General features: G+C 62.2%; 23 protein-coding genes. 9 read left to right on the forward strand and 14 right to left on the reverse strand.

Features of this window, described 5'->3' with window-relative positions:
- Window positions 1-130 precede the first annotated feature (130 nt).
- The 6 genes from GGQ68_RS06890 to cysG form a co-directional block, all read right to left on the reverse strand.
- The gene (locus GGQ68_RS06890; protein WP_183964335.1) at window positions 131-976 is read right to left on the reverse strand and encodes a ferredoxin--NADP reductase; all 846 of its coding nucleotides are present in this window, start codon (window positions 974-976) and stop codon (window positions 131-133) included.
- Window positions 977-1,070: 94 nt separating this feature from the next.
- Entirely contained in the window at window positions 1,071-1,433 is a 363-nt protein-coding gene (locus tag GGQ68_RS06895; protein ID WP_183964336.1) for a DUF934 domain-containing protein, read from the reverse strand.
- Between the two features lie 44 nt (window positions 1,434-1,477).
- Window positions 1,478-2,263, reverse strand: coding sequence for a phosphoadenylyl-sulfate reductase (locus GGQ68_RS06900; protein WP_183964338.1), 786 nt, complete (start codon window positions 2,261-2,263; stop codon window positions 1,478-1,480).
- Window positions 2,264-2,266: 3 nt separating this feature from the next.
- A complete protein-coding gene (locus GGQ68_RS06905) occupies window positions 2,267-3,940 on the reverse strand; it encodes a nitrite/sulfite reductase (RefSeq protein WP_183964340.1) in 1,674 nt (557 codons plus the stop codon).
- A 44-nt stretch (window positions 3,941-3,984) separates the two neighbouring features.
- Window positions 3,985-4,284, reverse strand: coding sequence for a DUF2849 domain-containing protein (locus GGQ68_RS06910; protein ID WP_183964343.1), 300 nt, complete (start codon window positions 4,282-4,284; stop codon window positions 3,985-3,987).
- Window positions 4,284-5,675 (reverse strand): siroheme synthase CysG, encoded by a 1,392-nt coding sequence (gene cysG, locus GGQ68_RS06915; RefSeq protein ID WP_183964345.1) that lies wholly within the window; start codon window positions 5,673-5,675, stop codon window positions 4,284-4,286. The genes GGQ68_RS06910 and cysG overlap by 1 nt, the downstream gene beginning before the upstream one ends.
- A 142-nt stretch (window positions 5,676-5,817) precedes the next feature.
- On the opposite strand from cysG, the gene GGQ68_RS06920 reads away from it, so the two are divergent.
- The gene (locus GGQ68_RS06920) at window positions 5,818-6,273 is read left to right on the forward strand and encodes an Lrp/AsnC family transcriptional regulator (protein WP_183964347.1); all 456 of its coding nucleotides are present in this window, start codon (window positions 5,818-5,820) and stop codon (window positions 6,271-6,273) included.
- A 115-nt stretch (window positions 6,274-6,388) separates the two neighbouring features.
- On the opposite strand, the gene GGQ68_RS06925 is transcribed toward GGQ68_RS06920, so the two are convergent.
- On the reverse strand, window positions 6,389-7,561 hold the full coding sequence (locus tag GGQ68_RS06925) for a cytochrome P450 (protein WP_183964349.1): 1,173 nt from the start codon (window positions 7,559-7,561) through the stop codon (window positions 6,389-6,391).
- 56 nt (window positions 7,562-7,617) lie between these two features.
- Here GGQ68_RS06925 and GGQ68_RS06930 point away from each other — a divergent pair, with 56 nt between their 5' ends.
- From GGQ68_RS06930 to GGQ68_RS06960, 7 genes are all read left to right on the forward strand, one after another.
- The gene (locus GGQ68_RS06930; protein WP_246429292.1) at window positions 7,618-9,387 is read left to right on the forward strand and encodes an ATP-binding protein; all 1,770 of its coding nucleotides are present in this window, start codon (window positions 7,618-7,620) and stop codon (window positions 9,385-9,387) included.
- 297 nt (window positions 9,388-9,684) lie between these two features.
- A complete protein-coding gene (gene purU, locus GGQ68_RS06935; protein WP_183964351.1) occupies window positions 9,685-10,569 on the forward strand; it encodes a formyltetrahydrofolate deformylase in 885 nt (294 codons plus the stop codon).
- Between the two features lie 91 nt (window positions 10,570-10,660).
- On the forward strand, window positions 10,661-11,890 hold the full coding sequence (locus GGQ68_RS06940; RefSeq protein ID WP_183964353.1) for a sigma-54-dependent transcriptional regulator: 1,230 nt from the start codon (window positions 10,661-10,663) through the stop codon (window positions 11,888-11,890).
- Window positions 11,891-12,201: 311 nt separating this feature from the next.
- Window positions 12,202-13,206 carry a DctP family TRAP transporter solute-binding subunit gene (locus tag GGQ68_RS06945; protein ID WP_183964355.1) on the forward strand — a complete coding sequence of 335 codons (1,005 nt, stop codon included), beginning with the start codon at window positions 12,202-12,204 and terminating at the stop codon, window positions 13,204-13,206.
- A 146-nt stretch (window positions 13,207-13,352) separates the two neighbouring features.
- A complete protein-coding gene (locus GGQ68_RS06950) occupies window positions 13,353-14,384 on the forward strand; it encodes a DctP family TRAP transporter solute-binding subunit (protein ID WP_183964944.1) in 1,032 nt (343 codons plus the stop codon).
- Between the two features lie 61 nt (window positions 14,385-14,445).
- Window positions 14,446-15,135: a TRAP transporter small permease gene (locus GGQ68_RS06955; protein WP_183964358.1), complete on the forward strand. Its 690-nt coding sequence runs from the start codon at window positions 14,446-14,448 to the stop codon at window positions 15,133-15,135.
- A gap of 4 nt (window positions 15,136-15,139) precedes the next feature.
- Entirely contained in the window at window positions 15,140-16,579 is a 1,440-nt protein-coding gene (locus GGQ68_RS06960) for a TRAP transporter large permease (protein WP_183964360.1), read from the forward strand.
- Window positions 16,580-16,684: 105 nt separating this feature from the next.
- On the opposite strand, the gene GGQ68_RS06965 is transcribed toward GGQ68_RS06960, so the two are convergent.
- The gene (locus tag GGQ68_RS06965) at window positions 16,685-16,927 is read right to left on the reverse strand and encodes a hypothetical protein (RefSeq protein WP_183964362.1); all 243 of its coding nucleotides are present in this window, start codon (window positions 16,925-16,927) and stop codon (window positions 16,685-16,687) included.
- A 344-nt stretch (window positions 16,928-17,271) separates the two neighbouring features.
- The gene (tpiA, locus tag GGQ68_RS06970; protein ID WP_183964364.1) at window positions 17,272-18,021 is read right to left on the reverse strand and encodes a triose-phosphate isomerase; all 750 of its coding nucleotides are present in this window, start codon (window positions 18,019-18,021) and stop codon (window positions 17,272-17,274) included.
- Window positions 18,022-18,140: 119 nt separating this feature from the next.
- On the opposite strand from tpiA, the gene GGQ68_RS06975 reads away from it, so the two are divergent.
- Complete coding sequence (locus GGQ68_RS06975; RefSeq protein WP_183964366.1) at window positions 18,141-19,034, forward strand: isopenicillin N synthase family dioxygenase; 894 nt, start codon at window positions 18,141-18,143, stop codon at window positions 19,032-19,034.
- 55 nt (window positions 19,035-19,089) lie between these two features.
- Here GGQ68_RS06975 and GGQ68_RS06980 read toward each other — a convergent pair whose 3' ends face one another.
- The 5 genes from GGQ68_RS06980 to GGQ68_RS07000 all read right to left on the reverse strand — a co-directional run bounded on the left by GGQ68_RS06980 (window position 19,090) and on the right by GGQ68_RS07000 (window position 23,890).
- Window positions 19,090-19,725 (reverse strand): aspartate/glutamate racemase family protein, encoded by a 636-nt coding sequence (locus GGQ68_RS06980; RefSeq protein ID WP_183964368.1) that lies wholly within the window; start codon window positions 19,723-19,725, stop codon window positions 19,090-19,092.
- A 3-nt stretch (window positions 19,726-19,728) separates the two neighbouring features.
- On the reverse strand, window positions 19,729-20,568 hold the full coding sequence (locus GGQ68_RS06985; RefSeq protein ID WP_183964370.1) for an ABC transporter permease: 840 nt from the start codon (window positions 20,566-20,568) through the stop codon (window positions 19,729-19,731).
- Window positions 20,569-20,577: 9 nt separating this feature from the next.
- Window positions 20,578-21,399 (reverse strand): ABC transporter permease, encoded by an 822-nt coding sequence (locus tag GGQ68_RS06990; protein WP_221235549.1) that lies wholly within the window; start codon window positions 21,397-21,399, stop codon window positions 20,578-20,580.
- A gap of 183 nt (window positions 21,400-21,582) precedes the next feature.
- A complete protein-coding gene (locus GGQ68_RS06995) occupies window positions 21,583-22,848 on the reverse strand; it encodes an extracellular solute-binding protein (protein WP_183964946.1) in 1,266 nt (421 codons plus the stop codon).
- Between the two features lie 58 nt (window positions 22,849-22,906).
- Window positions 22,907-23,890, reverse strand: coding sequence for an ABC transporter ATP-binding protein (locus tag GGQ68_RS07000; protein WP_183964374.1), 984 nt, complete (start codon window positions 23,888-23,890; stop codon window positions 22,907-22,909).
- Window positions 23,891-23,905 lie beyond the last annotated feature (15 nt).

A 23,905-nucleotide genomic window follows, 5' to 3' on the forward strand; every position in this document is an offset into this window, starting at 1 on the left:
ACGACAGAAGGCCGCGCCGGACTGCGCGGCCTTTTTCGTAGGCTCTTGAGCGGAAACCTTCATGCGGGGTCACAAACGCAAAGGGCCGCACCCGAAGGCACGGCCCTGAAAGCTTACCAAGGCGTGTGGCTCAGTCCAGAAAGGCCTTTTCCACAACGTAGTGCTGCGGGTCGGAATTCGCGCCTTCCTTCAGGCCGTACTCCTCGAACATCTCCTTGAGTTCGAGATTGAAGGCGAGGTTGCCGCAAATCATGGCGCGGTCACTTTCGGGGTTCAGCGGTGCGACATCCAGATCACGAAACGCCTCGCCCGAGCGCATCAGATCGGTGATGCGGCCCATCTTGGGCGACTCTTCGCGGGTGGTGGTCGGGTAGTATTTGATCTTCTTCCAGAAGCCGTCGCCAATCACCTCGTTGAGAAGCTCGTCGTCCTTGAGGCCCTCGATCAGCTCGCGGCCGTAGGTCAGCTCCCCCACTTCGCGGCAGGTGTGGGTGATGACGATTTCGTCGTAATCCTCATAGGTCTGCGGTTCGCGCAGCAGCGAGGCAAAGGGGGCGAAGCCGGTGCCGGTGGCAAAGAACCACAGCCGCTTGCCGGGCAGCAGGGCGTCATGCACCAGCGTGCCGACAGGTTTCGGGCGCAGGACGATCTTGTCGCCGACCTTGATGTGCTGAAGGCGGGAGGTGAGTGGGCCGTCCTCGACCTTGATCGAGTAGAACTCCAGTTCTTCGTCCCAAGACGGCGAGGCGATGGAATAGGCGCGCAGCAGCGGTTTTTCGCGGCCCGTCTTTTCGTCCGTCGTCATCAGGCCGATCATCACGAATTCGCCGGAGCGGAAGCGCAACGACGAAGGCCGGGTGCAGCGGAAGCTGAACAGCCGGTCGGTCCAGTGCTTGACCGCGGTGACGGTCTGTGTGTCGGGAACGGCTTTCTTCGCGGGTGCGGGTTTTGCGTCTGTCACAACTGTCTCGGTCATAGTGTCCTCTCGCCGGTGTTTTGAACCGACGCCTCATGTCTAGCTTTGATCTGGGTCAGGGGAAAGCAGGTCGCGTGTCGCGCCCGGGATGTGCCTAGCCCCGCATCCGGGCCTGATAGTCATGTGCCCGCCAATCGGCACGGAACAGCCATTGCTCGGCGGGCTGCCGCTCTGCAAGATCGTCCGGGATTTCCACCTCGTCAAAGCCGCAGCGCCGCGCCATCGCATATTGGTCGGAGAGCACGTGACCCGCGGCCCGCAGCCGCCCGGTGAAGCCCTGAAGCCGCAGGATGCGCGCCAGTGAAAAGCCGCGCCCGTCGGCGGAGGACGGGAAGGCGATGCGGATATTCTTGGCCAGCGACGGGTCCAGCGTGGCCGGATCCGTGTCGGAGGCGAGGTCGAGAAAGTCGGTCTGGTCATCGGCGTGAAAGCCGTCGTCGCGGACGATGATCGTCATGGTGTCGGGTCCTTGTTCAGGGTCTGTAGGGCGAGAACCCCATGTTAGGAAGCGCTGCGGGAGGCCTTGCCGTCGGCGCCGAAGTGGATGCCGCATTCGACCTTGTCCTGACCGCGCCAGCGGCCTGCACGAGGGTCTTCGCCCGGCGCGACCTTGGAGGTGCAGGGCGCGCAGCCGATGGAAGGGTAACCTTGTGCCACAAGCGGGTGCTTGGGCAGTCGGTTTTCCTCCATGTAGGCGCGCACGTCGTCGGGCCCCCAATGGGCGAGTGGGTTGACCTTGATCCGGCCGGTGGCCTCTTCGAGCTCGAAGAACTCCATATTGGCGCGGGTCGGCGACTGGTAGCGTTTGCGCCCGGTGATCCAGCCGTCAAAGCCCTGCAGGGCTGCCTCCAGCGGGACAGTCTTGCGCAGGGTGCAGCAGCGGTCCTGATCGGTCATGTTCAGGGCCGTGTACGGATCGGTCTTGTCCACCAACGCCTGATCGGTGCGCAAGATGCGCAGGTCTTCGAGGTGCAGCCGCTCTGCCACGTCCTGCTGATAGGTCAGGGTCTCGGCAAACAGCAAACGCGTGTCGATGAACAGCACCGGCGTCTTGCGGTCGACCATTGCCACGAGATGCAGCAGCGCGACGGATTCCGCCCCGAAGGAGGAGACCATGGCGATCTTCCCGGCCTCCGGGTCGCGCAGTGCGCCTTGCAGCACAGCCGTAGCCGAGTGGTGGCGGTAGCGGGCGTTCAGCGTGGCGACGCGGGCGCGCTTTGCCTCCAGCTCGGCGGGATCGGGAGGGCGGGTGCCCCCGTCCGGCAGGGTATGTTCCATCACAGTCATGGCTCAGGCGGCCTTTGTCCGCTTTGACGGTTGCTCGCCGTAGAGCGCCGTCTTGAACGGGTCCATGCCAAGTCGGCGGTAGGCCTGCAAGAAGGTTTCTTCGGGGCCGTCACGGTGCGCGAGGTAGGTGTCCACGATGCGCTCCATCGCGGGAACAATCTCCTCGGCGGAAAAGCCGGGGCCGGTGCGGTCGCCAAGCGCCAGCGTTTCCGTGTGATCGCCGCCCAGCGTGACCTGATAGTTCTCGACACCAGCACGGTCGAGACCAAGGATGCCGATGTGGCCCACGTGGTGGTGGCCGCAGGCGTTGATGCAGCCGGAGATCTTGATCTTCAGCTCGCCGATCTCATGCTCCAGCTTCAGCTCGTCAAAGCGCGTGGCGATTTCCTGTGCGATCGGGATCGAGCGGGCGGTGGCCAGCGCGCAATAGTCCATGCCGGGGCAGGCGATGATGTCCGAGATCAGACCGATGTTGGCTGTGGCCAGCCCGTGCGCCTTGAGAATGTCGTGAACGGCGGGCAGGTCGGAGGTGTGCACATGCGGCAAGACGACGTTTTGTTCGTGGCTGATGCGCAGCTCGTCGTGACCGTAGTCGCGGGCGATCCGGGCCATGGCGCGCATCTGCTCGGCACTGGCGTCGCCGGGGGTTTCGCCATGGGCCTTCAGCGAGATCTGAACGATCGCGTAGCCGTCGACCTTGTGCGCCGACAGGTTGGTGTCGGCCCAGGAGCGGAACACCGGGTCCGCCTTGTAGGCCGCGCCATAGGCATCGGTCGGCACGTTGCGGAAGGCCGGGCTGCCGAACTGCGCCGCGATCTGGTGGAACAGGTCCATATGCGCGCCGTTGTAGGCCGGGCGCACCAGCTCGTAGCGGTCCGCGACACGGGCGCGGATGTCGTCGATGCCATGCTCGTGGACGGTGATCTTGATGCGTGACTTGTACTTGTTGTCGCGGCGGCCCAGCAGGTTCCAGACCGACACCACGGATTCCAGATAGGCGGGCAGGTCCTCGAGGCTGACCCACTCGGCAATGGTCTTGCCGATCATGGGCGTGCGGCCAAGCCCCCCGCCAACGATGACCTCTGCGCCCAGCTCGCCATTTTGCTCGTGCAGGCGCAGACCGATGTCATGCGCCCGGATGACAGCGCGGTCGGCCTGAGCACCGGTCACGGCGATCTTGAACTTGCGCGGCAACGCCTGAAATTCCGGGTGATCGGTGGACCACTGGCGGATCATCTCGGCCACGGGGCGGGGGTCGGCGACCTCGTCGGCGGCGGCCCCGGCAAAGTGGTCGGCGGTCACGTTGCGGATCGTGTTGCCGGAGGTCTGGATGGCGTGCATCTCGACCTTTGCCAGATCGTCGAGCATGTTCGGGATGTCGCCCAGCTCTGGCCAGTTGTACTGGATGTTCTGCCGCGTGGTGAAGTGGCCGTAGCCCTTGTCGTAGGTCTCTGCCAGATGGGCGAGCATCTCCATCTGTTCGGACCGCAGCGTGCCGTAGGGGATGGCCACGCGCAGCATGTAGGCGTGCAGCTGTAGATACAGACCGTTCATCAGGCGGAAGGGTTTGAACTCGTCCTCGGTCAGGGAGCCGTCAATGCGGCGTTCGACCTGCTGGCGGAACTGGCGGTTGCGCTCTGCCACGAAGGCGGCGTCGAAGTCAGAATAGGTGTACATGAGTGTCCTTTCAGGTGGCGCACATCAGCAGATGCGGCTGCCGTTCAGAGGTCGACTTGTTTGCCGTGAGCGTAGTTGGACGGGCCGGTGCGGCGGAATTCCTCGCGAAAATGCACAGGCTCCGGGCCGGTATCGGTGGGGGCCATGTCCGCGAGGTAGACACCGACGATTTCCGACTGGCGCGCGGAAGCTTCGACCAGACGCAGCTGCGCGTGCGCTTCGTCGGTGAGCACTTCGGCCTCGGTCAGGCGTGGGGTCCATTGGTCATCGGCGGACAGGTAGACCACCTCGCCGGACATGAGCGCGTTGGCCGTGACGACCTTGGGGGTAAAGGGGCGGGGCATCAGGAAACCTCCTGTTTGCGAAGATGCTGGACGGTGGGCAGGGCGTCGCGCGGAGCGAGGCCATACAGAATGAGCGCGGGGCCGTCGGGACAGCGGTCCAGATCGGCGGAAAGGGTGGCGAGCGAGGTCTCCAGCACATGCTGGTCGGCGCGCGAGGCGTTGGACACCACGGTGACCGGCGTATCCGGCGCGGCGGAATGCATCAGCAGGCGGCCCTGGATAAAGCGCGCGGCACGCTTGCCCATGTAGATCGCGGCGATCTGACCGGGTGCCGCCAGCGTGCGCCAGTCATGGTCTGCAAAGCCGTCGGTGTCATGCGCGGTGAGCAGGCGCACCTGCTGGTTGCGACCACGCTTGGTCAGGCTTTGACCGATGGCGGCAGCGGCGGCGGATGCGGCGGTGAGACCGGGCACGATTTCGTATCCGATCCCGTGATCGGTCAGCGCGTCGATTTCCTCGTCCAGACGCGCGAAAAGGGTCGGGTCACCGCCCTTGAGCCGAACGATTTGAGAGCCGTTTTGCGCGTGCTCTACCAACAGGGCGTTGATGTGCTCCTGGGGGGTCGAGGGGCCAAAGCCGATCTTGCCAACGTCGATCATGATGGCTTCGCGGCGGGCCAGTTCAAGGATCGCCTTGGGCGCAAGCCGGTCATAAAGCACCACATCGGCCTCATCGAGTTTGCGGCGGGCTTTCAGCGTCAGCAGGTCAGGGTCGCCAGGGCCGGACCCGACAAAGGCCACGAACCCCGCCCGTTCCTTGCGTGTCAGGTGATCGTCGAGCAGCGTGCCGAGCGTCTCCCGTACGGCGGCTTCGCCTTGGGGCAGGGCACGGGGGCCTGCGTTGAAATAATAGTCCTGCCAGAAATCCCGACGCGCCCGACCGAACGGTAGTTTTTCCGCCATCTTGCGGAACCCTTGGCCGATGCGAGCCAGCGTTCCTGTGCCAGCGGGGAGATGTTCCTCAAGGTGGGCCTTGATCGCGCGGGCAAGCACGGGGGCCGCGCCCTCGGTGCCGATTGCGACGGTGACAGGATCACGGTCGACGATGGCGGGCGTGATGAACTGGCTGTCTTCGAGGTTGTCGACCACGTTCAAAAGGACGCCCGCGCCATGCGCCAGACGCTGCGTGCGCGCGTCCTGCACATCGTCTTCGTCCGCCGCATAGACAAGCGCGGCGCCAATCAGGTCGCAGGCTTCCATCGGGCGGCGGTGCAGGCTCAACCGGCCCTCGGCGTCCCAGGCGATGATTTCAGGCGCCGGATCGGGGGCGTAAACATGCAGAGCGGCTTCTGTTTTGAGCAAAAGACGCAGTTTTGCCAAAGCCGCGTCCCCGCCGCCGGACAGCACGACGACACGGTTGCTCAGCGCGAGAAAGATCGGGAAGTGGCGCATGATGTGACCTCTGATAGCTTGCCTACATATAGGATATTGTCCCGGTTTTGGGCTATGGGTCTGGCTCAATAAGGAGGTTTGTTCTTGTCCTCGCGGGGAAATGGAGGAATATTCCCCTCATGGCGCAAATCAGGAACAGCGGATGAAGATCGACGACACCGACCGGAAAATCCTTGTGGAACTGCAACGCGATGCAAGTCAGTCGCTGGACGAGATCGCCAAGGCTGTGGGGTCGAGCAAAACCCCGGTGTGGAACCGGATTCGCAAGATGCGCGAGGCAGGGATCATCGGCCAGCACACCGTGTTGCTGGATGCCGAGGCGCTTGGGTTCGAGGCCTGTTTCTTTGTCCTGATCCGAACGTCAGAGCACGAGGCCGACTGGCAGCGCAAGTTCCTGACAGCCTTGCAGGAACGTCCGGAGGTGCAGGAAGCGCACCGGCTGGCCGGGGACATTGATTACATTCTGAAGGTGCGGGTGAAGAACGCGCGGGCCTATGATGCGTTTTACCAGGCGCTGATATCCGAGGTGAAGGTGCACAATGTGACGGCGCTTTTGTCCATGGAGGAGATCAAGACCACCGTTGCGCTGCCTTTGTGAGCCGGGCCGCGCTGTTGCGTGGGTGGCCTTTGGGCGCGGCTGCGCGCGCCAGCTGCCTCCGGCGGGAGTGTTTTTGCAGCGAAGAAGCCGCGAAGGGGTGGTTTCGGCGTCGGCTCTAGTAGGTCACATGCAGCGCCTCAAGGCCGTGGAAGTGGTATAGATTGGCGTAGCTTGGCGCTTTGGCCAGGCGTAGGTCCGGCAGGCGATCAAACAGGATGGGGAGCGCGGTGGTCAGCTCGAGCCGAGCCAGAGGCGCGCCGACGCAGAAGTGCAGACCCGCCCCGAAACTGGTGTTTTGCTGCGCGGTCCGGGTGGGATCAAACCGATGAGGATCGGGCCAGACGTCGGGATCCCGGTTCGCCGCGCCAAGCAGAAGGGCAACCTGATCGCCGCGTTTGAAGCTGTGACCGAAGACGGTCACGTCCTCATAGGCGTAGCGCGTGAACATGTGCAGCGGTGGATCATGGCGCAGGATTTCTTCGACCGTTTGCACGGCATTTTCCGGGGACACGCGATGCCCATCTGCCAGCAATCGGGCAAGGCCGTTGCCCAGGGTGTGCACCGTTGCTTCGTGGCCGGCGTTCAGCAGCAGGACGACCGTCGCGATCAGTTCCTCGGTCGAAAGACGATCGCCTGCTTCTTCGGCGGCGATGAGATGCGTCAGCAGGTCGTCGGTGGGGCGTTGGCGGCGATGGGCGATCAGGTCGGTGAGGAAGGCCGTGAACTCGGCGGCGGCGGCGCTTGCGGCGTCTTCGACCGCGCGGTCGCGGCGGGCCTGGTAAATGGCGACCATGGCATTTGACCAGCGCAGCAGGTCGCGCGCATGGCTGTCGGGCACACCGAGCAGAGTGCAGATGACCTCGACCGGCAGCGGTTGGCAGAGCATCGGGATAAGATCGGCAGTGTCTTTGGGCAGGGCGTCGATCAATGCATGGGTCCGGCGGGTGATGTCCGGCTCCAGCGCCGCGACCCGGCGCGAGGTAAAGGCCCGCGTGACCAAGCCCCGCAAGCGGGTGTGGCGCGGCGGCTCCAGCTCCAGCATGGAATGCGACTCGATGCTGTAAAAGGGGGCGAGGTGGTCGGGAATCGACTGTGCCAGCTCCGGCGGGATTTCCCGGCCAAAGCGGCGGTCGCGCAGCAGCGATGATACTGCACGGTGCGATACGGCACAGGGCATGTCGTATTCTGTCCAAAAGGCCATGTCTCCGCCCGCTCGAAGGCGGTCGTAGAACGGATACGGGTCCTGGACAAAGGCGGGATCGGTGGGGGATTGGGAAAGACGCAACATGGCGCGAGGTGACACAGGCTTGGCTTCGCTGGCAAGGGGTTGATAGGTTGGCCACCATGAAAGATGCGATGTTGCAGGGGGACACAGGCACGGGACCCGTGTTGAGGGGCAGGGCTTTGGCCGTGCTTGCATTTTTGCTGGCCGTTGCGCTGCTGTCGTGGGTGGTCTTTGGATACGGCTACGCGCAGGCCATAGGACAGGTGGCGGCGCGCGGTCGGGCTGATCTGGCGCTGGCCTCTGACCGTCTGGTGACGGGATTGCTGCGATATCGTGCCACGGCTGTCTTGCTGTCGGATCATCCCGTCCTGGAGGCGCTTCATTCAGGCGGTGATGTCGCGCAGGCGGAGCGTGTTTTGCTGAACGGCGCAGACCGGACAGGCGCGATCCTTGCGTTTTATGCCGATGTGGAGGGGCAGGTTCTGGCGTCCTCCGAGCCACAGGTGCCGGGTTCGCTGACGGCGCAGCCATGGTTTGCGCGCGCGACGCGCGGGGCGCTGGGGGCGGGCTACGGACTGGATCCGCAGAGCGGCGCGCGCATCTATTCCCATGCGGCGCCTGCGTTTGGTCCGGATGGGCGGGTGCGCGGTGTGCTGGTCATGGTCGTGGATTTGGAAGGCATCGAAGGCGCATGGCGCGGGTCGCGGCCATCGGTCTTTTTCACCACCGCAGCGGGCCGCGTGATCGTGACCAATCGCTCGGAAATGATGTTCTGGAAACTGGACGGCGTGAAACCCGTGAACGGGCAAGGGGTGCCCCAGGGGTTGGAGACGCGCATGGTGGCGGGCTACGAGATCTGGCACCAGAGTTGGAGCGATTACGTGCCGCCTCGTGCGCTGCATCTGACACAGAACCTGCCGGTGATCGGCATGATGGGCGAGGCGCTGATCGACGTCAGGCCGGCGCGGCAGATCGCGGCGTTACAGGCTGTTGTTGTTGCGGCGCTGTGCCTCGGGTTTGGCGCGGTGCTCTGGACGCTTGGCGCACGGCGGCGGGCACTGGCGCTGGCCAATACGCAGCTGGAGGGCCGTGTCCGGGCGCGCACGCGGGAGCTGGAAGGGGTTAACGCTGCCCTGCGCCGCGAGGTGGTGGAACGCGAAGATGCCGAAGACGCGTTGCGTCGGGCGCAGGCGGATCTGGTGCAGGCGGGCAAGCTGTCTGCCTTGGGTCAGATGTCAGCGGGCATCAGTCACGAATTGAACCAGCCATTGATGGCAATCCGCCAATTCGCTGAAAACGGCGAGGCCTTTCTGAACCGGGGCAAACCGGAGCGTGCGGGCGAGAACCTGTCACGCATTGCGGACCTTGCAGCGCGCGCGGCACGGATCATCAAGAACCTGCGCGCCTTTGCCCAAGGCGAAAGCGAGCCGATGACGCGCGTCGATTTGCTGGCGGTGATTGCGCAGGCGGTCGATCTGACCGAAGCGCGTCTGGTTGCGGATGGGGTGACGCTGGACTGGCAACCACCGGCGGAGGATATTCACGTGCGCGCGGGCGAAGTGCGGCTGGGGCAGGTGTTTGTAAATCTCATCAACAACGCCGCCGATGCCATGGCGGGTCAGCCCGTGAAGCATCTGACCCTCCGCGTGGAAACCGGGGAGCGTTTGGTGGTGCAGGTGCGTGACAGCGGGCCAGGCATCGCTGATCCGGAAAAGGTCTTTGAGCCATTTTATTCCACCAAGGAGGTGGGCGATGGCATGGGGCTGGGTCTGTCGATTTCCTATGGTCTGGTGCAGAGCTTTGGCGGCAAGATCCGGGGCGCGAATGTGGAGGGCGGCGCGGAATTCGCGGTGGAACTGGAGCCGTGGGCGGCGGGTGAGGCCGACTGAGCCAATGGGCAAGCGCAGCAGTCAACACGCCGCCGCGCGCCCCTGTCAGCCGGGGTATGGTGTGCTGCTCGGCGAAAGGAATCTTGTCGCGGTCGGATTCCGTGCTGAGGAAGTCGTTTTGCGCCGCGAGGGACGCGCAGGTTTCCGATGGTATGCAGCCAGTAAGCGATTGTTGCGAACAAAGTTGAAAAGACGGCCAACCGGGAGGACGGCGGCATATTCAAGGCTCTGTCTCGCTGCTACCGCATCATTCAATGACCGTTGCGCGCCCGCGCGCCCCTGACCGGAGACCCTCCCATGACCCGTTACGCCCTGACCGTAGCCTGTCCCTCGACCCGTGGCATCGTCGCTGCGGTGTCCGCTTTTCTGGCCAATCATGGCTGCAACATAACCGACAGCGCGCAGTATGACGACCTCGGCACGGGCCAGTTCTTTATGCGCGTCAGCTTCAACTCCGAGACCGGAGCAACGCTGGACCAGCTTACCACCGATATGGAAGACGTGGGCGGCGAGTTCTCCATGGACTATGCTTTCCATGACGAGACGGCGAAGATGAAGGTCGTGGTGATGGTGAGCCGTTTTGGCCACTGCCTGAACGATCTGCTGTACCGCACACGCATCGGCGCGCTGCCGATCGAAATCGTGGCCGTGATTTCCAACCACATGGATTATCAAAAGGTCGTGGTGAATGCGGATATTCCGTTCCATTGCATTCCCGTGACCAAGCAAAACAAGGCGGAGGCCGAGGCGCGTATCCTGCAGGTGGTCGAGGATGCCGAGGCCGACCTGATCGTGCTGGCGCGCTACATGCAGATCCTCAGCGACACCATGTGCCAGAAAATGTCCGGTCGGATCATCAACATCCACCACTCGTTCCTGCCGTCCTTCAAAGGCGCGAATCCTTACAAGCAAGCTTACGAGCGTGGTGTGAAACTGATCGGGGCGACCTCGCACTATGTGACCGCCGACCTCGACGAAGGCCCGATCATCGAGCAGGACACGGTGCGCGTCACCCATGCGCAATCGGCAAGCGATTACGTGTCGCTGGGCCGCGATGTCGAAGCGCAGGTGCTGGCGCGGGCCGTGCATGCCCACGCGCGGCGGCGCGTGTTCCTCAACGGTGACAAGACCGTGGTTTTCCCGGCATCACCCGGCTCCTACAGCTCTGACCGCATGGGGTGAACGTCGTACCGGTTGAACCCGGCGCGCAGTTGAGCCAGATCTGGACCCGGGTGCCATGGCATCCGGGTCTTTTCGTGGAAGGTGTGGCGCGATGATCAGGCAGGTGCTTTTGGTGGATGACGATGCAGCGGTGCGCGAGGCCTTGGGTCAGACGCTGGAACTGCACGATTTTTCTCCGGTCACTGCCGGGTCCTTTGTCGAAGCCAAGGACCGCATCGCATCGGATTTCGCCGGGGTTATCGTCTCTGATATTCGGATGCCGGGGCGCGATGGGTTTCACCTGCTGGATTATGCGCGCGAGGCTGACCCCGATTTGCCCGTTATCTTGCTCACGGGGGAGGGAGATATCCCCATGGCGGTGCGCGCCATGTCGCGCGGGGCCTTTGGGTTCCTGGAAAAACCTTGTTCTCCCAAGGAATTGACCGCAGTTGTCGAGCGTGCCCTGACGGTGCGCGGCATGGTTCTGGAAAATCGCCGGATGAAGGCGCAGCTGGAAGCATCCGATCCGGCGGCGCGGATGATCTTTGGGCGCTCGCCACAGGTCGAAACGCTGCGGGCGCAGGTTCGCGTGGCGGGGCGCGCGGGGACAGAGGCGCTGGTGCTGGGCGCGCCGGGCAGTGGCGTGTCCAAGGTCGCGGAAGTCATTCACCTGTCGTCGCTGTTGTCGAAGGGTCCGTTCGTGAAGCGCGCCGCCGCCGGGCTGGACCGAGCCGGACTGGACATCGCATGGGAGGCGGCGCAGGGCGGGGCATTGTTCCTTGATGAGCTCGGCCAACTACCGGAGGACACGCAAGTTGCGTTGTCTGACGCGCTGGAGCGTGGCGGCGCGCGCCTGATCGCGGGCACCACACAGGATCTGCGCCGTGCCGTGGATGAGGGGCGGTTGTCCGCGGATATTTACTACCGATTGGAAGTTTGCCAGGCGCGTATCCCGTCACTTGCAGAACGCCCCGAGGACATTCCGGTTCTGTTCGGTCATTACGTCGCTCAGGCGGCGGAGCAGGCCGGGATCGAGGCGCCGAGAATTACGCCGGAACACGAGGCCGGGTTGATGGCGCAGGAATGGCCGGGAAATGCGCGGTCTCTCATGTCTGCGGCCATGCGATTTGTCCTTGGGATGCCGGATGAGCTGTCGCAGGCAAAGGATCTGGGTCTGGCAGAGCAGATGGCGCAGGTGGAGCGGTCCTTGCTCGCGGCCTCGCTCGGGCGGCACAATGGACGTGCGTCAGAGGCCGCGAAGGCGCTGAAGCTTCCGCGCAAGACCATGTACGACAAACTTGCGAAATACGGGCTGAAACCCGAGGCGTTCAAGCGAGACTGACGGGTGGGGGCGATGCTGGCTTTCAACCCCCGTTGACCGAAATGTGACGAATCAAACCTTGAATCTGTGCGGAAACTCGCACAAAGGCCAAATCCGGCTGTGCGGAATCCCGCACGCCTGAAATGCAAGGCAGGCATGTTCAAGGCGCATGGCTTTTGCTATCATCATGTTATCAGGCGCAAAATTCATCCATCCCAAGTTTTTGTTCCAGCAGTCTTGCGCTGTGAATCGCTCGTGGCTCTTTTAACGGCATTCGCTGCCCTGAGGAGGGGCAGTGGGAAACACAATTTTGTATTCTTGGGAGGATACCAATGAACAAGTTTCTCATGACCGCAGCCGTGGCCGCCCTGAGCGTGACCGGCGCAACTGGCGCAATGGCCGCCTGCGACGAAGGCGAAATGGTTATCAAGTTCAGCCACGTCACCAACACCGACCGTCACCCCAAGGGCATTGCTGCCTCATTGCTCGAAGAGCGCGTAAACGAAGAGATGGACGGCACCGCCTGCATGGAGGTCTTCCCGAACTCCACGCTTTACAATGACGACCAGGTGCTCGAAGCGATGCTGCAAGGCGACGTGCAACTGGCCGCGCCGTCGCTGTCCAAGTTCGAGCAGTTCACCAAGAAGTTCCGCATCTTCGACCTGCCGTTCATGTTCAAGAACATCGACGCCGTGGACGCGTTCCAAGCGTCAGAGACCGGCGAAGCGATGAAGGAAACCATGTCCCGTCGTGGTCTGCTCGGTCTTGCATTCTGGCACAACGGCATGAAGCAGATGTCGGCCAACAAGCCGCTGATCTCTCCCTCCGACGCCGAAGGCCTGAAGTTCCGCGTCCAGAACTCTGACGTGCTGAAGGCGCAGATGGCGGCGATGGGCGGGTCCCCGCAGCCGATGGCATTCTCCGAAGTGTACGGCGCGCTGCAAACCGGCGTTGTCGACGGCCAGGAGAACACATGGTCCAACATCTACGGCCAGAAGTTCTTTGAGGTGCAGGACGGCACCACCGAGACCAACCACGGCGTGCTCGACTACATGCTGGTGACCAACATCGACTGGTGGGAAGGCCTCGACGCTGATGTGCGCGACCAGCTTGCGACGATCATCGAAGAAGTGTCCACCACCCGGAATGCCGAGTCCGCGAAAGTGAACCAGGAAGCCAAGCAGGCCGTGATCGATGCCGGTGGCGAAGTGCGCGAGCTGACCGCAGAGCAGCGTGCTGTCTGGGTCGACGCGATGAAGCCCGTGTGGGAAGAATTCGTCGAGGACGTGGGTCAGGACAACATCGACGCCGCTCAGAAAATCAACGAGTCCATGTAATCGTTGAACTAGACTCTCCCGCCGGCTGTTTCAGTCGGCGGGATGATATTCTCGGTATCTGACAATACCTTGCGCTGCGCTGTGCATATGCGGAACCTTCTTCACCGGACTGAGAAGTCCCAAGGGAGAAAATGGAGGACCCCATTATGAAGACGACGTTTTCCGCCGCCGCAGCCGTGGCCGCGAGCCTGTTCGCATGCGCTGGCGTGGCCCAGGCCGAAGGTATCACCGGGTGTGACGAGGGCGAGGTGACGATCAAGTTTTCACACGTCGTGAACACCGACCGCCACCCCAAGGGGATTGCGGTCAGCCTGTTGCAGTCCCGTGTAAACGAGGAAATGAACGGCGCCGCCTGCATGGAGGTCTTTCCGAACTCCACGCTGTACAACGACGACCAGGTGCTGGAGGCGATGCTGAATGGCGACGTCCATCTTGCCGCGCCGTCGCTGTCGAAATTCGAACAGTTTACCAAGCAATTCCGCATCTTTGATCTGCCGTTTCTGTTCAGCAACATGGAGGCGGTCAACGCCTTCCAGCAAAGCGAAACCGGCCAGGAGATGAAAGAGGGCATGGTGCGCCGTGGCCTTTTGGGGCTGGAGTTCTGGCACAACGGAATGAAGCAGATCTCGGCCGATGTGCCGCTGGTCAATCCCGGTGATGTGGCCGGATTGAAGATGCGCGTACAGGCCGCCGATGTGATCATCGCCCAGATGGAAGCGCTTGGCGCATCGCCGCAACCGATGGCATTCTCCGAGGTATATGGCGCGCTTCAGACCGGCGTGGTGGATGGCCAGCAGAACACGTGGTCGAACATCTACGGGCAGAAGTTCTTTGAGGTGCAGGACGGCATCACGGAGACCAACCACCTGTTGCTGGATTACATGGTGGTGACGTCCGTGGATTGGTGGGACGCACTCGATCCGGCCATCCGCGACCAGTTCAGCCAGATCCTGCGCGAGGTGACCGAGGCCCGCAACGGCGCGTCCGAGGCGGTCAACCAGGAAGCTCGTCAGGCAATCATCGATGCCGGTGGCACGGTCCGTGAGCTGACGCCGGAGCAGCGCCAGGCCTGGGTCGATGTGATGCTGCCGGTCTGGAAGCAGTTCGAGGACGACATCGGCGCCGAAAAGATCGAAGCCGCCAAACGCATCAACGCAGAGATTGCGTCTGGACAGTAATTATTCACCGGCTGGGGGCAGGCGCCTCTGGCCGGGCATCAAACAACGAAGGGGATGAAGGATGTCAGGTGATCACGAAAGGCCGGACAGTGGCTTTGGCTACGTCATAGATGAATTGGAGAAATCCGCGATTGCGCTGATCTTGGGCGCGATGACCCTCATCACCTTCATCAACGTCGTGCTGCGATATGGTTTCAACACCGGGCTGATCTGGGGGTTGGAGGCCACGTCGCTGCTGTTTGCATGGCTGGTGGTGTTTGGCGTCAGCTACGCGGTCAAGACGACGGCGAACCTTGGGGTCGATGCGGTTGTGAACATCGTGCCACCGGCGGGTCGCCGAGTTCTGGCGCTGATCGCCGCTGGCATCTGCATCGCCTACGCTTTGTTGATGTTGAAAGGGGCGTGGGATTACTGGGCCAACTTCGCCAACCTGCCGCAGACCACGGGGCGCTGGTTCCCCACCGGGTTCGAGGACATGACCCGCACCTCCTACCGCAGCTGGTATGAGGTGATCGACATTCCGATGCCGGAGTGGCTGCGGTTCATCGAACCCTGGATCAACGAAGGCGAAGCCTACGAGAAGATCCCGCGCTTTATTCCGTATTTCATCTTGCCGTTCGGCTGCCTGCTTTTGCTGTTCCGGTTCATTCAGGCGACCGTCCGCATCGTGCGCGGTGACTCCCACAGCCTGATTGTTTCTCACGAAGCCGAAGACGCCGTCGAAGACGTCGCACATATGAACAAGGACTGATCCCATGGATGTCGTACTTCTCTTTACCATGGTGATCGGCCTGATGCTGATCGGCGTGCCGATTGCGGTGTCGCTCGGCTTTTCGTCCATCGTGTTCTTGCTGTTCTTGTCGGACACCTCGCTGAGTTCCGTCGCGCAGAGCTTCTTTCAGGCGATGGCAGGGCACTACACGCTGCTGGCGATCCCGTTCTTTATCCTTGCCTCGTCATTCATGTCGACGGGCGGCGTGGCGCAGCGGATCATCCGCTTTTCCATCGCCATCGTCGGGCATTTGCCGGGTGGTCTGGCCATCGCGGGCGTATTCGCCTGCATGATGTTCGCGGCGCTGTCCGGGTCGTCGCCCGCGACCGTTGTGGCCATCGGATCCATCGTCATCGCCGGGATGCGTCAGGTTGGTTATTCCAAGGATTTCGCTGCCGGGGTCATCGCCAACGCGGGTACGCTTGGCATTCTGATCCCACCGTCCATCGTGATGGTGGTCTATGCCTCCGCAACGGACGTTTCGGTTGGCCGCATGTTCCTGGCCGGTGTGATCCCGGGCCTGATGGCGGGCAGCATGTTGATGGCGACGATCTACATCATCGCCAGAGTGCGCAACCTGCCGCGCGGCGAATGGAAGGGCTGGGACGAGGTTTGGTCCTCCGGCGCGGATGCGGTCTGGGGCCTGCTGCTGATCGTGATCATCCTTGGTGGCATCTACGGCGGTGTGTTCACGCCGACAGAGGCCGCAGCGGTTGCAGCTGTCTACGCCTTCGTGGTTGCGAACTTCATCTATCGTGACATGGGGCCACTGCGGGCCGAGGATGGACATCACAAGGCCCTGTGGGAAAAACCCATCGCGCTGGTGACGGCCTTTTTCCACCGCGACACGCGTAACACCTTGCTGGACGCGGGCAAGCTGACGGTCACGCTGATGTTCATCATTGCCAACGCGCTGATCCTGAAGCACGTGCTGACCGATGAGCAGATCCCGCAGCAGATCGCCGGGGCCATGCTGGACGCGGGGTTTGGGCCGGTCATGTTCCTTGTGATCGTGAACGTCATCCTGCTGATCGGCGGTCAGTTCATGGAACCGTCGGGCCTGTTGGTCATCGTCGCACCGCTTGTGTTCCCGATCGCGTTGCAGCTGGGCATTGATCCGATCCATCTGGGCATCATCATGGTGGTGAACATGGAAATCGGGATGATCACGCCGCCAGTGGGTCTGAACCTCTTCGTCACCTCAGGCGTGGCGGGGATGCCGATGATGCGTGTGGTGAAAGCTGCGCTGCCGTTCCTGGGCGTGCTCTTCGTCTTCCTGATCATGGTGACCTATATTCCGATCATCTCGACCTGGATGCCGAACGAGGTCATGGGACCGCAGATCCGTTGCGAAGGCGCGATGCTGCCATCGGAACCGCTGGAGCGCGCTTTCTGCGAGGCGAATGGTTTCGGCGCAAACTGATCCCCCGATCAGCGTAAGAAAAAGGCCACCGAAGCGGATGCTTTCGGTGGCCTTTGTCATTTGGTCGGGACGCTGGCGCGGCTGCCCATGCGACGTGTGCCGGTCTCAGCGGCAGACGGTGACAAGCTGGCCGTTGCGATACGTGCGGTAGGGGCTGTTGCAGACGTAGTAACGCTTTTCCTTGGGCCGTTTCGCTTCCTGCACGGCGAGGGTGCCGAGTACACCGAGGACGACACCGCCGACGACATTGCGCTCCTTTTGGTTCAGCGCGGCAGCAGGGGTGGGCATGGACAGGGACGCGACCATGGCAGTGGCGGCGACGAGGGCGGTTAGGGATTTGGCAGACATGGAAATTTCCTCTTTTGAAAAACACAGGCCATAGCCTGAGATCAGGCGCCCGGCAGAGAGGCGCCTCACGCGAAAGAATGCCCGCAAGTCCTGCCGGAAAACGATAGCACGGGCTGGTTATCGGATAACATGCGGGGGGAAATCGGCGTATTCGGGTAAACCGGACTTTGGCCGAAATAGTTGGCAGCCCTCGCAAGGAGGGAAATTGCCGGTCTGTGCCGTCTCATTGAAGGAATTTCGTGCACGAAATTCGGCGTTTCCAAAACCAATGAGCGAAACGAAGGTCTGCCCCTTCAGAAACAAGTGTCGCCGGGCGGCCCTATGCGGGCGCCCGGCGGGAAATTTTACTGAGCGCTTTTGTTCAGCGCATCAATGATGGGCACGAAATCCTCGGCCTTCAAAGAGGCGCCGCCCACCAGCGCGCCATCCACGTTGGAGGTGAGAAAGATCTCTTCGGCATTTGCAGCCTTCACCGAGCCACCATAGAGCAGCCGCACCGAGCGGCCCACACCCGCGCCAAAGCGCCGTTCCAGGCGCGAGCGGATGAAATCATGAACTTCGCCGATCTGTTGAACCGTCGGAACCTTGCCTGTGCCGATCGCCCAGACGGGTTCGTAGGCCACCACAAGATTGTGGCCGGTCGCCTCGTCGGGAATGGATGACGCGAGCTGGCCGCCGATGATGTCGAGCGTGTTGGAGGCTTCAAACTCGTCGAGCGTTTCGCCGACGCAGACCACGGCTTTGAGCCCGGCGGACCACGCGGCGCGGCACTTGTTGCGGATCAAGGCGTCGGTTTCCTCGTGGTCGGTGCGGCGCTCGGAGTGGCCGAGGATCACGTAGGTCGCGCCCGCGTCCGCGAGCATCTTTGCCGACAGATCGCCGGTATGTGCGCCCTTGGGCTGGTCGTGGCAGTCCTGGCCGCCCAGCGCAATCGGGCCCGCCTGTTCCACGGCGCTGGCGATGAGTGTGGCGGGCGGGCATATCAGAACCTCTGCCGTGCCTTTGTCTGCGGCCGTAGCCATGGCCGACAATTCCTCCAACGCGGCGCGTGTGCCATTCATTTTCCAGTTGCCTGCGGCGAGTTTGGTGCGCATTCGATAGCCCTCCTGTCACTTTCGCGAAGTGTCACGCTGCACGCGCAAAGGTCAAGGGTCCTTGCTTAACAGCGGGGCGCGTGGCATGGCACCCGCGTCATTTGAAAGGGGCCAAGCCAATGATACCCAGTCTGGACGCCGCAAAGATCGCCACCCGCGACCCGCAAACCCTGGACGCGTTGCGGGATGCGGCCTTCGACATCGGGTTTCTGAAGGTGCGCAACACGGCGATCCGGCCCGCACGCATGCGGCTTGTGTTGGCGGCCTACCGTGCGTTCTTTGACCTGCCGGAGAAACAAAAGCGCGTTGTCGACATGGCCGTGACCGGGGCCAACCGGGGGTGGGGTGCACCGCAGTCGGAGCAGGTCGATCCTGATGCCAACCCGGACTACAAACAGGTGTTCGACAGCGGGTTCGAGGCCCCTGAGACGGGTCTGTCAGTCTATGCATCCAACCTGTGGCCCTCAGAGCCAGAAGGGTTTCGCGCCGTGATCGAGGCCTATTACCGCGATGCCAGCGCTGTGGCCATGGATTTGCTGCGTGGCATCGCCGAAGGGATTGGCGAGGACCGGCATTACTTTGACGACAAGTTCGACCGCCCCATGGCCTTGCTGCGCGGCAACTATTACCCGCCGCGACCCGATTGGGCGGGGGACAAGGATTTCGGCATCGCGGCGCACACGGACTACGGCTGCCTGACGTTGCTGGGCAGCGATGGCGTGCCGGGGCTTGAAGTCCTGGGACGGGATGATGAATGGCACGCGCTTCAGGCGGCACCGGGGGAGTTCGTCATCAACTTTGGCGAGATGCTGGAGATGTGGACCGGCGGGCGGGTGAAGGCAACGCTGCACCGTGTGCGCGGTTCGACGGACGAACGGATTTCAGTGCCCCTGTTCTTCAACCCGAACCACGACACCAACGTCGCGCCTATGGGTTCCGGGCAGGTGATCCGCGCCGGTGACCATCTTCAGAAGCGGTTCAAGGAAACCTACCGGCACCTGCAATCGACCTGAGGGTTGGCAATGGCGTTGCCGTTGGCCGCTGGGTGGTCCTCATGTGGCGCAGCCCTCAGCGCGTCATCCACAGCATCGCGCGCGCGGCGCTTTCAACCGGATCGATGACGGGGCAGGGAAGCTCTGCACGCATGGCGGCGATGACCTTGACCATGCCGGCGCAGCCCAGCACGATTGCGTCTACCTGATCTTCCTCCAAGGCGCGCCGTGCCTGCGCCAGAATAGGCGCACAGGCGGCTTGCGGGTCGCGCTCCAGCTCCAGCACGGGCACGTCGGAGGCGCGCACGCGACCAAGGTGGCCGCTCAGCCCGTATCCCACGATGTTCGCCTCGATCACCGGCACGGAAACAGACAGCGTGGTGACCACGCTGAACCTGCGGTGCCGCAGCGCGCAGTCGAAGAATGCAGCCTGCCCCAGACCGATCACGGGGCAGGGCGCGCGTTTGGCCGCCTCCGCCAGCGCCGTGTCGTCAAAGCAACCGACGATGATCCCCTCTGCCGTTACCGTGTCGATCAGGCGCAACAACGGCCCCTCCGCCAGGGCACCATCCTCGCGCCCTTGGATCGCGGGAGGGCCGTCGTGCGATGTCATGGCGTCAAACATCAGGTCCGGTGTCGCGGCGCGCGCCGCCGCGAGCATGGACTGTGTCATCGCCTCTGTGCTGTTTGGATTGATGATCAGGACGGACATGGCTCAGATCATCCCTTTGCCTGCGTCGGAGCCGGCCCGTTTGCGCCGCCGTCCGATGATCCAGGCCATCACCAAGAACACCCCGATGATGGCAAAGGAAAACAGCGTCGTCAGTGTGCCCAGCGCAAAGATCACCGGCGTCGTGACGTTTGTGGTCATGCCGAAGATCTCCAACGGCAGGGTGTTGTAGCTGCCTGCCGTCAGCAATGTCCGCGCAAATTCATCATAGCTGAGCGTGAAGCCGAACAGAGCCACCCCGATCAGGGAGGGGGCGATGATCGGCAGCACCACGTGGCGGATGGTTTGCCAGGGGGACGCCCCAAGATCGCGGGCGGCTTCCTCGTAAGACCGATCAAAGCGGTTGAACACGGCGAACATGATCAGCAAGCCAAAGGGCAGCGTCCACGTCAGCTGAGAGCCAAAACCGGAGGTTGCCCAATGCACCTTCAGCCCGCCTTGTGAAAAGATGAGCCCAACGCCAAGCGACACAAGGATTGAGGGGATCACCAAGGCCGTGATGATCAGGTAGAACAGGATCGCGGAGCCCTGGAACCGCTTGCGAAAGGCAAGACCGCCAAGCACGGAGACCACCACGGTGGTCACCATGACCATCAAGCCCAGCACCAAAGAGCGCCGGAAGGCTCCCCAGATGTCGCCGACGGCCTGCTCCTGGAACAGATCGCGAAACCAGTGCAGCGACACGCCGCGCATGGGAAAGGTCAGGCCGCCTTCCGGGCCCTGGAACGACAACACCGCAATGGTGAGCGTCGGCCCGTAAAGGAACAGGAGAAACAGCGCAAAGAAGGCTGCAAGGATGTAAAAGGAGCGGGGACGCGGTTCCAAAAGGCTCTCCTAGAGTTCTTTGCGAATGTCGACGAAGCGCAGCAGGATGCCGATCACCAGCAGCACGGTTACCAAAAGCACGACGGCTGTGGCCGAGGCGGACGGATACTGCAGCAGCGAAATGTCGTTGGAAATCAGACGCCCGACATTTGCGGATTGCGATCCGGACATGAAACGAACGGTGATGAAGTCGCCCATCACGAGGGTGACCACGAAGATGGTGCCGATCATGATGCCGGGCTTGGTCAAAGGCACGATCACATGCCACAGGGTCTGCCATCCGGACGCGCCGTTGTCGGCGGCAGCCTCGATCAATGAACGGTCGATGCGCATCATCGTGTTGAAAATAGGCACGACCATGAACAGTGTGTAGAGATGGACAAAGGCGAGGATCACGCTGAAATCACTGAACAAAAGCCACTCAAGAGGCTCGTCGATCACGCCCCATGACATCAGCGTGGAATTGGCCAGGCCATTGCGCCCCAGAAACGGAATCCACGAAATCATCCGGATGATGTTCGACGTCCAGAACGGGATCGTACACAGCAGAAACAGCGCGACCTGCCAGGTCAGCGAGCGCACGTGGAAGGCCAGGAAATAGGCGGCGGTAAACCCGATCCCGAGGCAGAAGACCCAGGTGATAAACGCATATTTGAAAGTATTGAAAAACACCCGATAGGTCACATCCGACCCAAAGAGAAACGCGTAGTTGTCGAACTGGAAGGCCGGGTAGATCGACCATTCGGTCGCCCCCCAGAAGCTCACGATCGCGATCATGATGATCGGCATCACCAGAAATACCGACAGCACCAGAACCAAGGGCGACGCCATCAGCCATCCCGTCACATGCCGGTTCTTGAAAAGCTCAGACACTCTGTCGCTCCCTGTTCATCGCCGCCCGCAAGGTGCGCGACGTGTGGGCCACCTCATCGGCGCCCCTGCTTCTTTGCTTCAAAAATCTCTCGGGGGTGCAGGGGGCCGAAGGCCCCCCGTCTTGTCGCCTTGGGTAAACGCTTATGAAGCGATGAACTCGTTCCATTTGCGGACCATGTACTGGTTTTCGTCCATGACAGCGTTCCAGCACGCCACCTGGCCCATGCGTTCCTCGAAGGAGCCGCCATCGCGAACGTCGCCTGCCTGCGCCAGCACATCCCCGGTCGGAGACGTGATCTCGCCCGTGGCCGGCTTGCCCTCGAACCAGTAGCCCCACTCATTCTCGGACATGAACTCTTTCGAGGTTTCAGGCACAGCCGAGTAGTAACCCTGACGCATCAGGTAGCCGCCGACCCAGCCGGAGAGGTACCAGTTGATGTATTCGTAGGCTGCGTCCAGTTCCATGCCGGACAGAGATTGCGACAGACCGATGCCGCCGCCCCAAGAGCGATAGCCTTCTTTCAGCGGCTGGTAGACGCAGTCGATGCCGCGGGATTTCACGGCCGTGATCGCGGGCGACCACATTGACTGAATTACCACTTCTCCAGATGCCATCAGGTTGACGCTCTCGTCGAAGGTCTTCCAGAAGGCGCGGAACTGGCCGTTCTGCTTGGCCTCGGTGAAGATCGCGAAGGTCTTGTCGATCTCCTCGCGGGTCATGTTGCCCTTGTCGCCGTACTGGATTTCGCCCATGGCCTCGCAGACCATTGCCATGTCCATGATGCCGATCGACGAGATGTCGAGGATCGAGGCCTTGCCCTTGAACTCGGGGTTCAAAAGCTCTGCCCATGTCTCGATCGGGCGGCCGATCAGGTCGGGGCGGATGCCCAGCGTGTCGGCGTTGTAGATCGTCGGGATCAGCGTCATCCAGTTGGTCTGCTCGTCGGCAAAGGTCCGGGCGCCAGGCTCTGGGATGAAGCCTACGGTATGCGGCGCAGTGCCTTGGGCAATTACGCTGTCCTCTGTCAGCTTGCCGGATTTGAAGATGCCGACGATCTTGTCGTAATTGGCGATCTTCGACACATCCATTGCCTGCAGGTTGCCGGTCGGCCAGACCTTCTTGCAGATCCAGTATTCGATGTCCGCGATGTCAAAGCTGTCCGGTTGCGTCGCGGCGCGCTGCGTGACGCTGTCCGAATCCAACGCGGTCATCTCCAGCGTGATGCCAAGGTCTTCCTTCACCTTGTTGGCCACATCGTTGAGGTTGGATACGCCTGTACCGAACTGGCGCAGCGTGATGTTCTTGATCTCCTGGCCCCAGACCATCGGTGCGGGCAAGGCGGCTGCAGCCAGAGCGGCACCGCCGGTTTTCAGCAGAGCGCGCCGCGAATAGCGGACTTTCGAAATCGTTGTCATGGGTGTCTCCCTTAGGTCCCTGTCGGTCTTTTTGGTTTTTTAATGCGGCTCAGGCGCGCAGCGGGTGCGCGGCTGTGCCGTCCCAGTCGAGGCCAACGGCCTCGCCCACATCCTTTGGTGCCCCAAAGAAATCCTTGTCTGTCAGCAGGGCGGTGACCTCCTGGTCACCGGCGACCTTCGCCGTCAGCGCCACATGGGTGCCCTGATATTCGACGGTGATGATCCGGCCTTCGAGCTTGGCGGCCCCCGGTGTGGCCAGCCGCAATTCGTCAGAACGTACCGCCACTTTGCCCTCCGCGAGGGAGATCACGTTATGACTGCCCAGAAACTGCGCAACAAAGGCGGTGGCAGGCCGGTCGAACACGTCTCGGGTCGGGCCCGCCTGTTCGATCACGGCGTTGTTCATCACCACGATCTCGTCGGCGAGGGCCAGTGCTTCGTCCTGGCCGTGGGTGACGTGAATGAAGGAGATGCCCAGCTCTTTTTGCAGCTTGCGCAGCTCGGAACGCATCCGAACCCGCAGGAACGGGTCGAGCGCCGACAGCGGCTCGTCCAGCAACAGCACTTGCGGACGGGTGATCAGGGCGCGGGCCAAGGCGACACGCTGTTGCTGACCGCCGGACAATTGGTCGGGCAGCCGGTCGGCAAGATGGGTCATGTCGACCAGTTCCAACATCTCCATCGCGGCTTTGCGGCGCTTGTCCGGGTCGGTGCCTTTCATCTTCAGTGAAAAGCCGACGTTCTCCGTCACGTTCAAATGTGGAAAGAGCGCGTAGCTCTGGAACATCATGGCGGTGCCACGCTTTGCCGGGGGCAGGCGACCGATGTCGCGACCGCCCAGCAGTACATTGCCGTCACTGACGGTTTCATGCCCGGCGAGCATCCTCAAGGTCGAGGATTTCCCACACCCGGACGGTCCCAGAAGACAGGCATAGGTTCCCGCATGAAACAGATGGTTGATGGCATCCACAGCCGTGGTGTCGCCGTAGCGCTTGGTCAGACTGACAAGTTCAAGATCAAGATCGGATCGCATGTGGCCCCCAGAGAA

This window comes from Sagittula marina, assembly GCF_014196795.1.
GTDB classification, from domain to species: Bacteria; Pseudomonadota; Alphaproteobacteria; order Rhodobacterales; family Rhodobacteraceae; genus Sagittula; species Sagittula marina.

Coding starts and splice junctions, on each gene's coding strand:
- GGQ68_RS06890 (WP_183964335.1), bottom strand. CDS start 976: ATGACCGAGACAGTTGTGACAGACGCAAAACCCGCACCCGCGAAGAAA.
- GGQ68_RS06895 (WP_183964336.1), bottom strand. CDS start 1,433: ATGACGATCATCGTCCGCGACGACGGCTTTCACGCCGATGACCAGACC.
- GGQ68_RS06900 (WP_183964338.1), bottom strand. CDS start 2,263: ATGACTGTGATGGAACATACCCTGCCGGACGGGGGCACCCGCCCTCCC.
- GGQ68_RS06905 (WP_183964340.1), bottom strand. CDS start 3,940: ATGTACACCTATTCTGACTTCGACGCCGCCTTCGTGGCAGAGCGCAAC.
- GGQ68_RS06910 (WP_183964343.1), bottom strand. CDS start 4,284: ATGCCCCGCCCCTTTACCCCCAAGGTCGTCACGGCCAACGCGCTCATG.
- cysG (WP_183964345.1), bottom strand. CDS start 5,675: ATGCGCCACTTCCCGATCTTTCTCGCGCTGAGCAACCGTGTCGTCGTG.
- GGQ68_RS06920 (WP_183964347.1), top strand. CDS start 5,818: ATGAAGATCGACGACACCGACCGGAAAATCCTTGTGGAACTGCAACGC.
- GGQ68_RS06925 (WP_183964349.1), bottom strand. CDS start 7,561: ATGTTGCGTCTTTCCCAATCCCCCACCGATCCCGCCTTTGTCCAGGAC.
- GGQ68_RS06930 (WP_246429292.1), top strand. CDS start 7,618: ATGAAAGATGCGATGTTGCAGGGGGACACAGGCACGGGACCCGTGTTG.
- purU (WP_183964351.1), top strand. CDS start 9,685: ATGACCCGTTACGCCCTGACCGTAGCCTGTCCCTCGACCCGTGGCATC.
- GGQ68_RS06940 (WP_183964353.1), top strand. CDS start 10,661: ATGATCAGGCAGGTGCTTTTGGTGGATGACGATGCAGCGGTGCGCGAG.
- GGQ68_RS06945 (WP_183964355.1), top strand. CDS start 12,202: ATGAACAAGTTTCTCATGACCGCAGCCGTGGCCGCCCTGAGCGTGACC.
- GGQ68_RS06950 (WP_183964944.1), top strand. CDS start 13,353: ATGAAGACGACGTTTTCCGCCGCCGCAGCCGTGGCCGCGAGCCTGTTC.
- GGQ68_RS06955 (WP_183964358.1), top strand. CDS start 14,446: ATGTCAGGTGATCACGAAAGGCCGGACAGTGGCTTTGGCTACGTCATA.
- GGQ68_RS06960 (WP_183964360.1), top strand. CDS start 15,140: ATGGATGTCGTACTTCTCTTTACCATGGTGATCGGCCTGATGCTGATC.
- GGQ68_RS06965 (WP_183964362.1), bottom strand. CDS start 16,927: ATGTCTGCCAAATCCCTAACCGCCCTCGTCGCCGCCACTGCCATGGTC.
- tpiA (WP_183964364.1), bottom strand. CDS start 18,021: ATGCGCACCAAACTCGCCGCAGGCAACTGGAAAATGAATGGCACACGC.
- GGQ68_RS06975 (WP_183964366.1), top strand. CDS start 18,141: ATGATACCCAGTCTGGACGCCGCAAAGATCGCCACCCGCGACCCGCAA.
- GGQ68_RS06980 (WP_183964368.1), bottom strand. CDS start 19,725: ATGTCCGTCCTGATCATCAATCCAAACAGCACAGAGGCGATGACACAG.
- GGQ68_RS06990 (WP_221235549.1), bottom strand. CDS start 21,399: ATGGCGTCGCCCTTGGTTCTGGTGCTGTCGGTATTTCTGGTGATGCCG.
- GGQ68_RS07000 (WP_183964374.1), bottom strand. CDS start 23,890: ATGCGATCCGATCTTGATCTTGAACTTGTCAGTCTGACCAAGCGCTAC.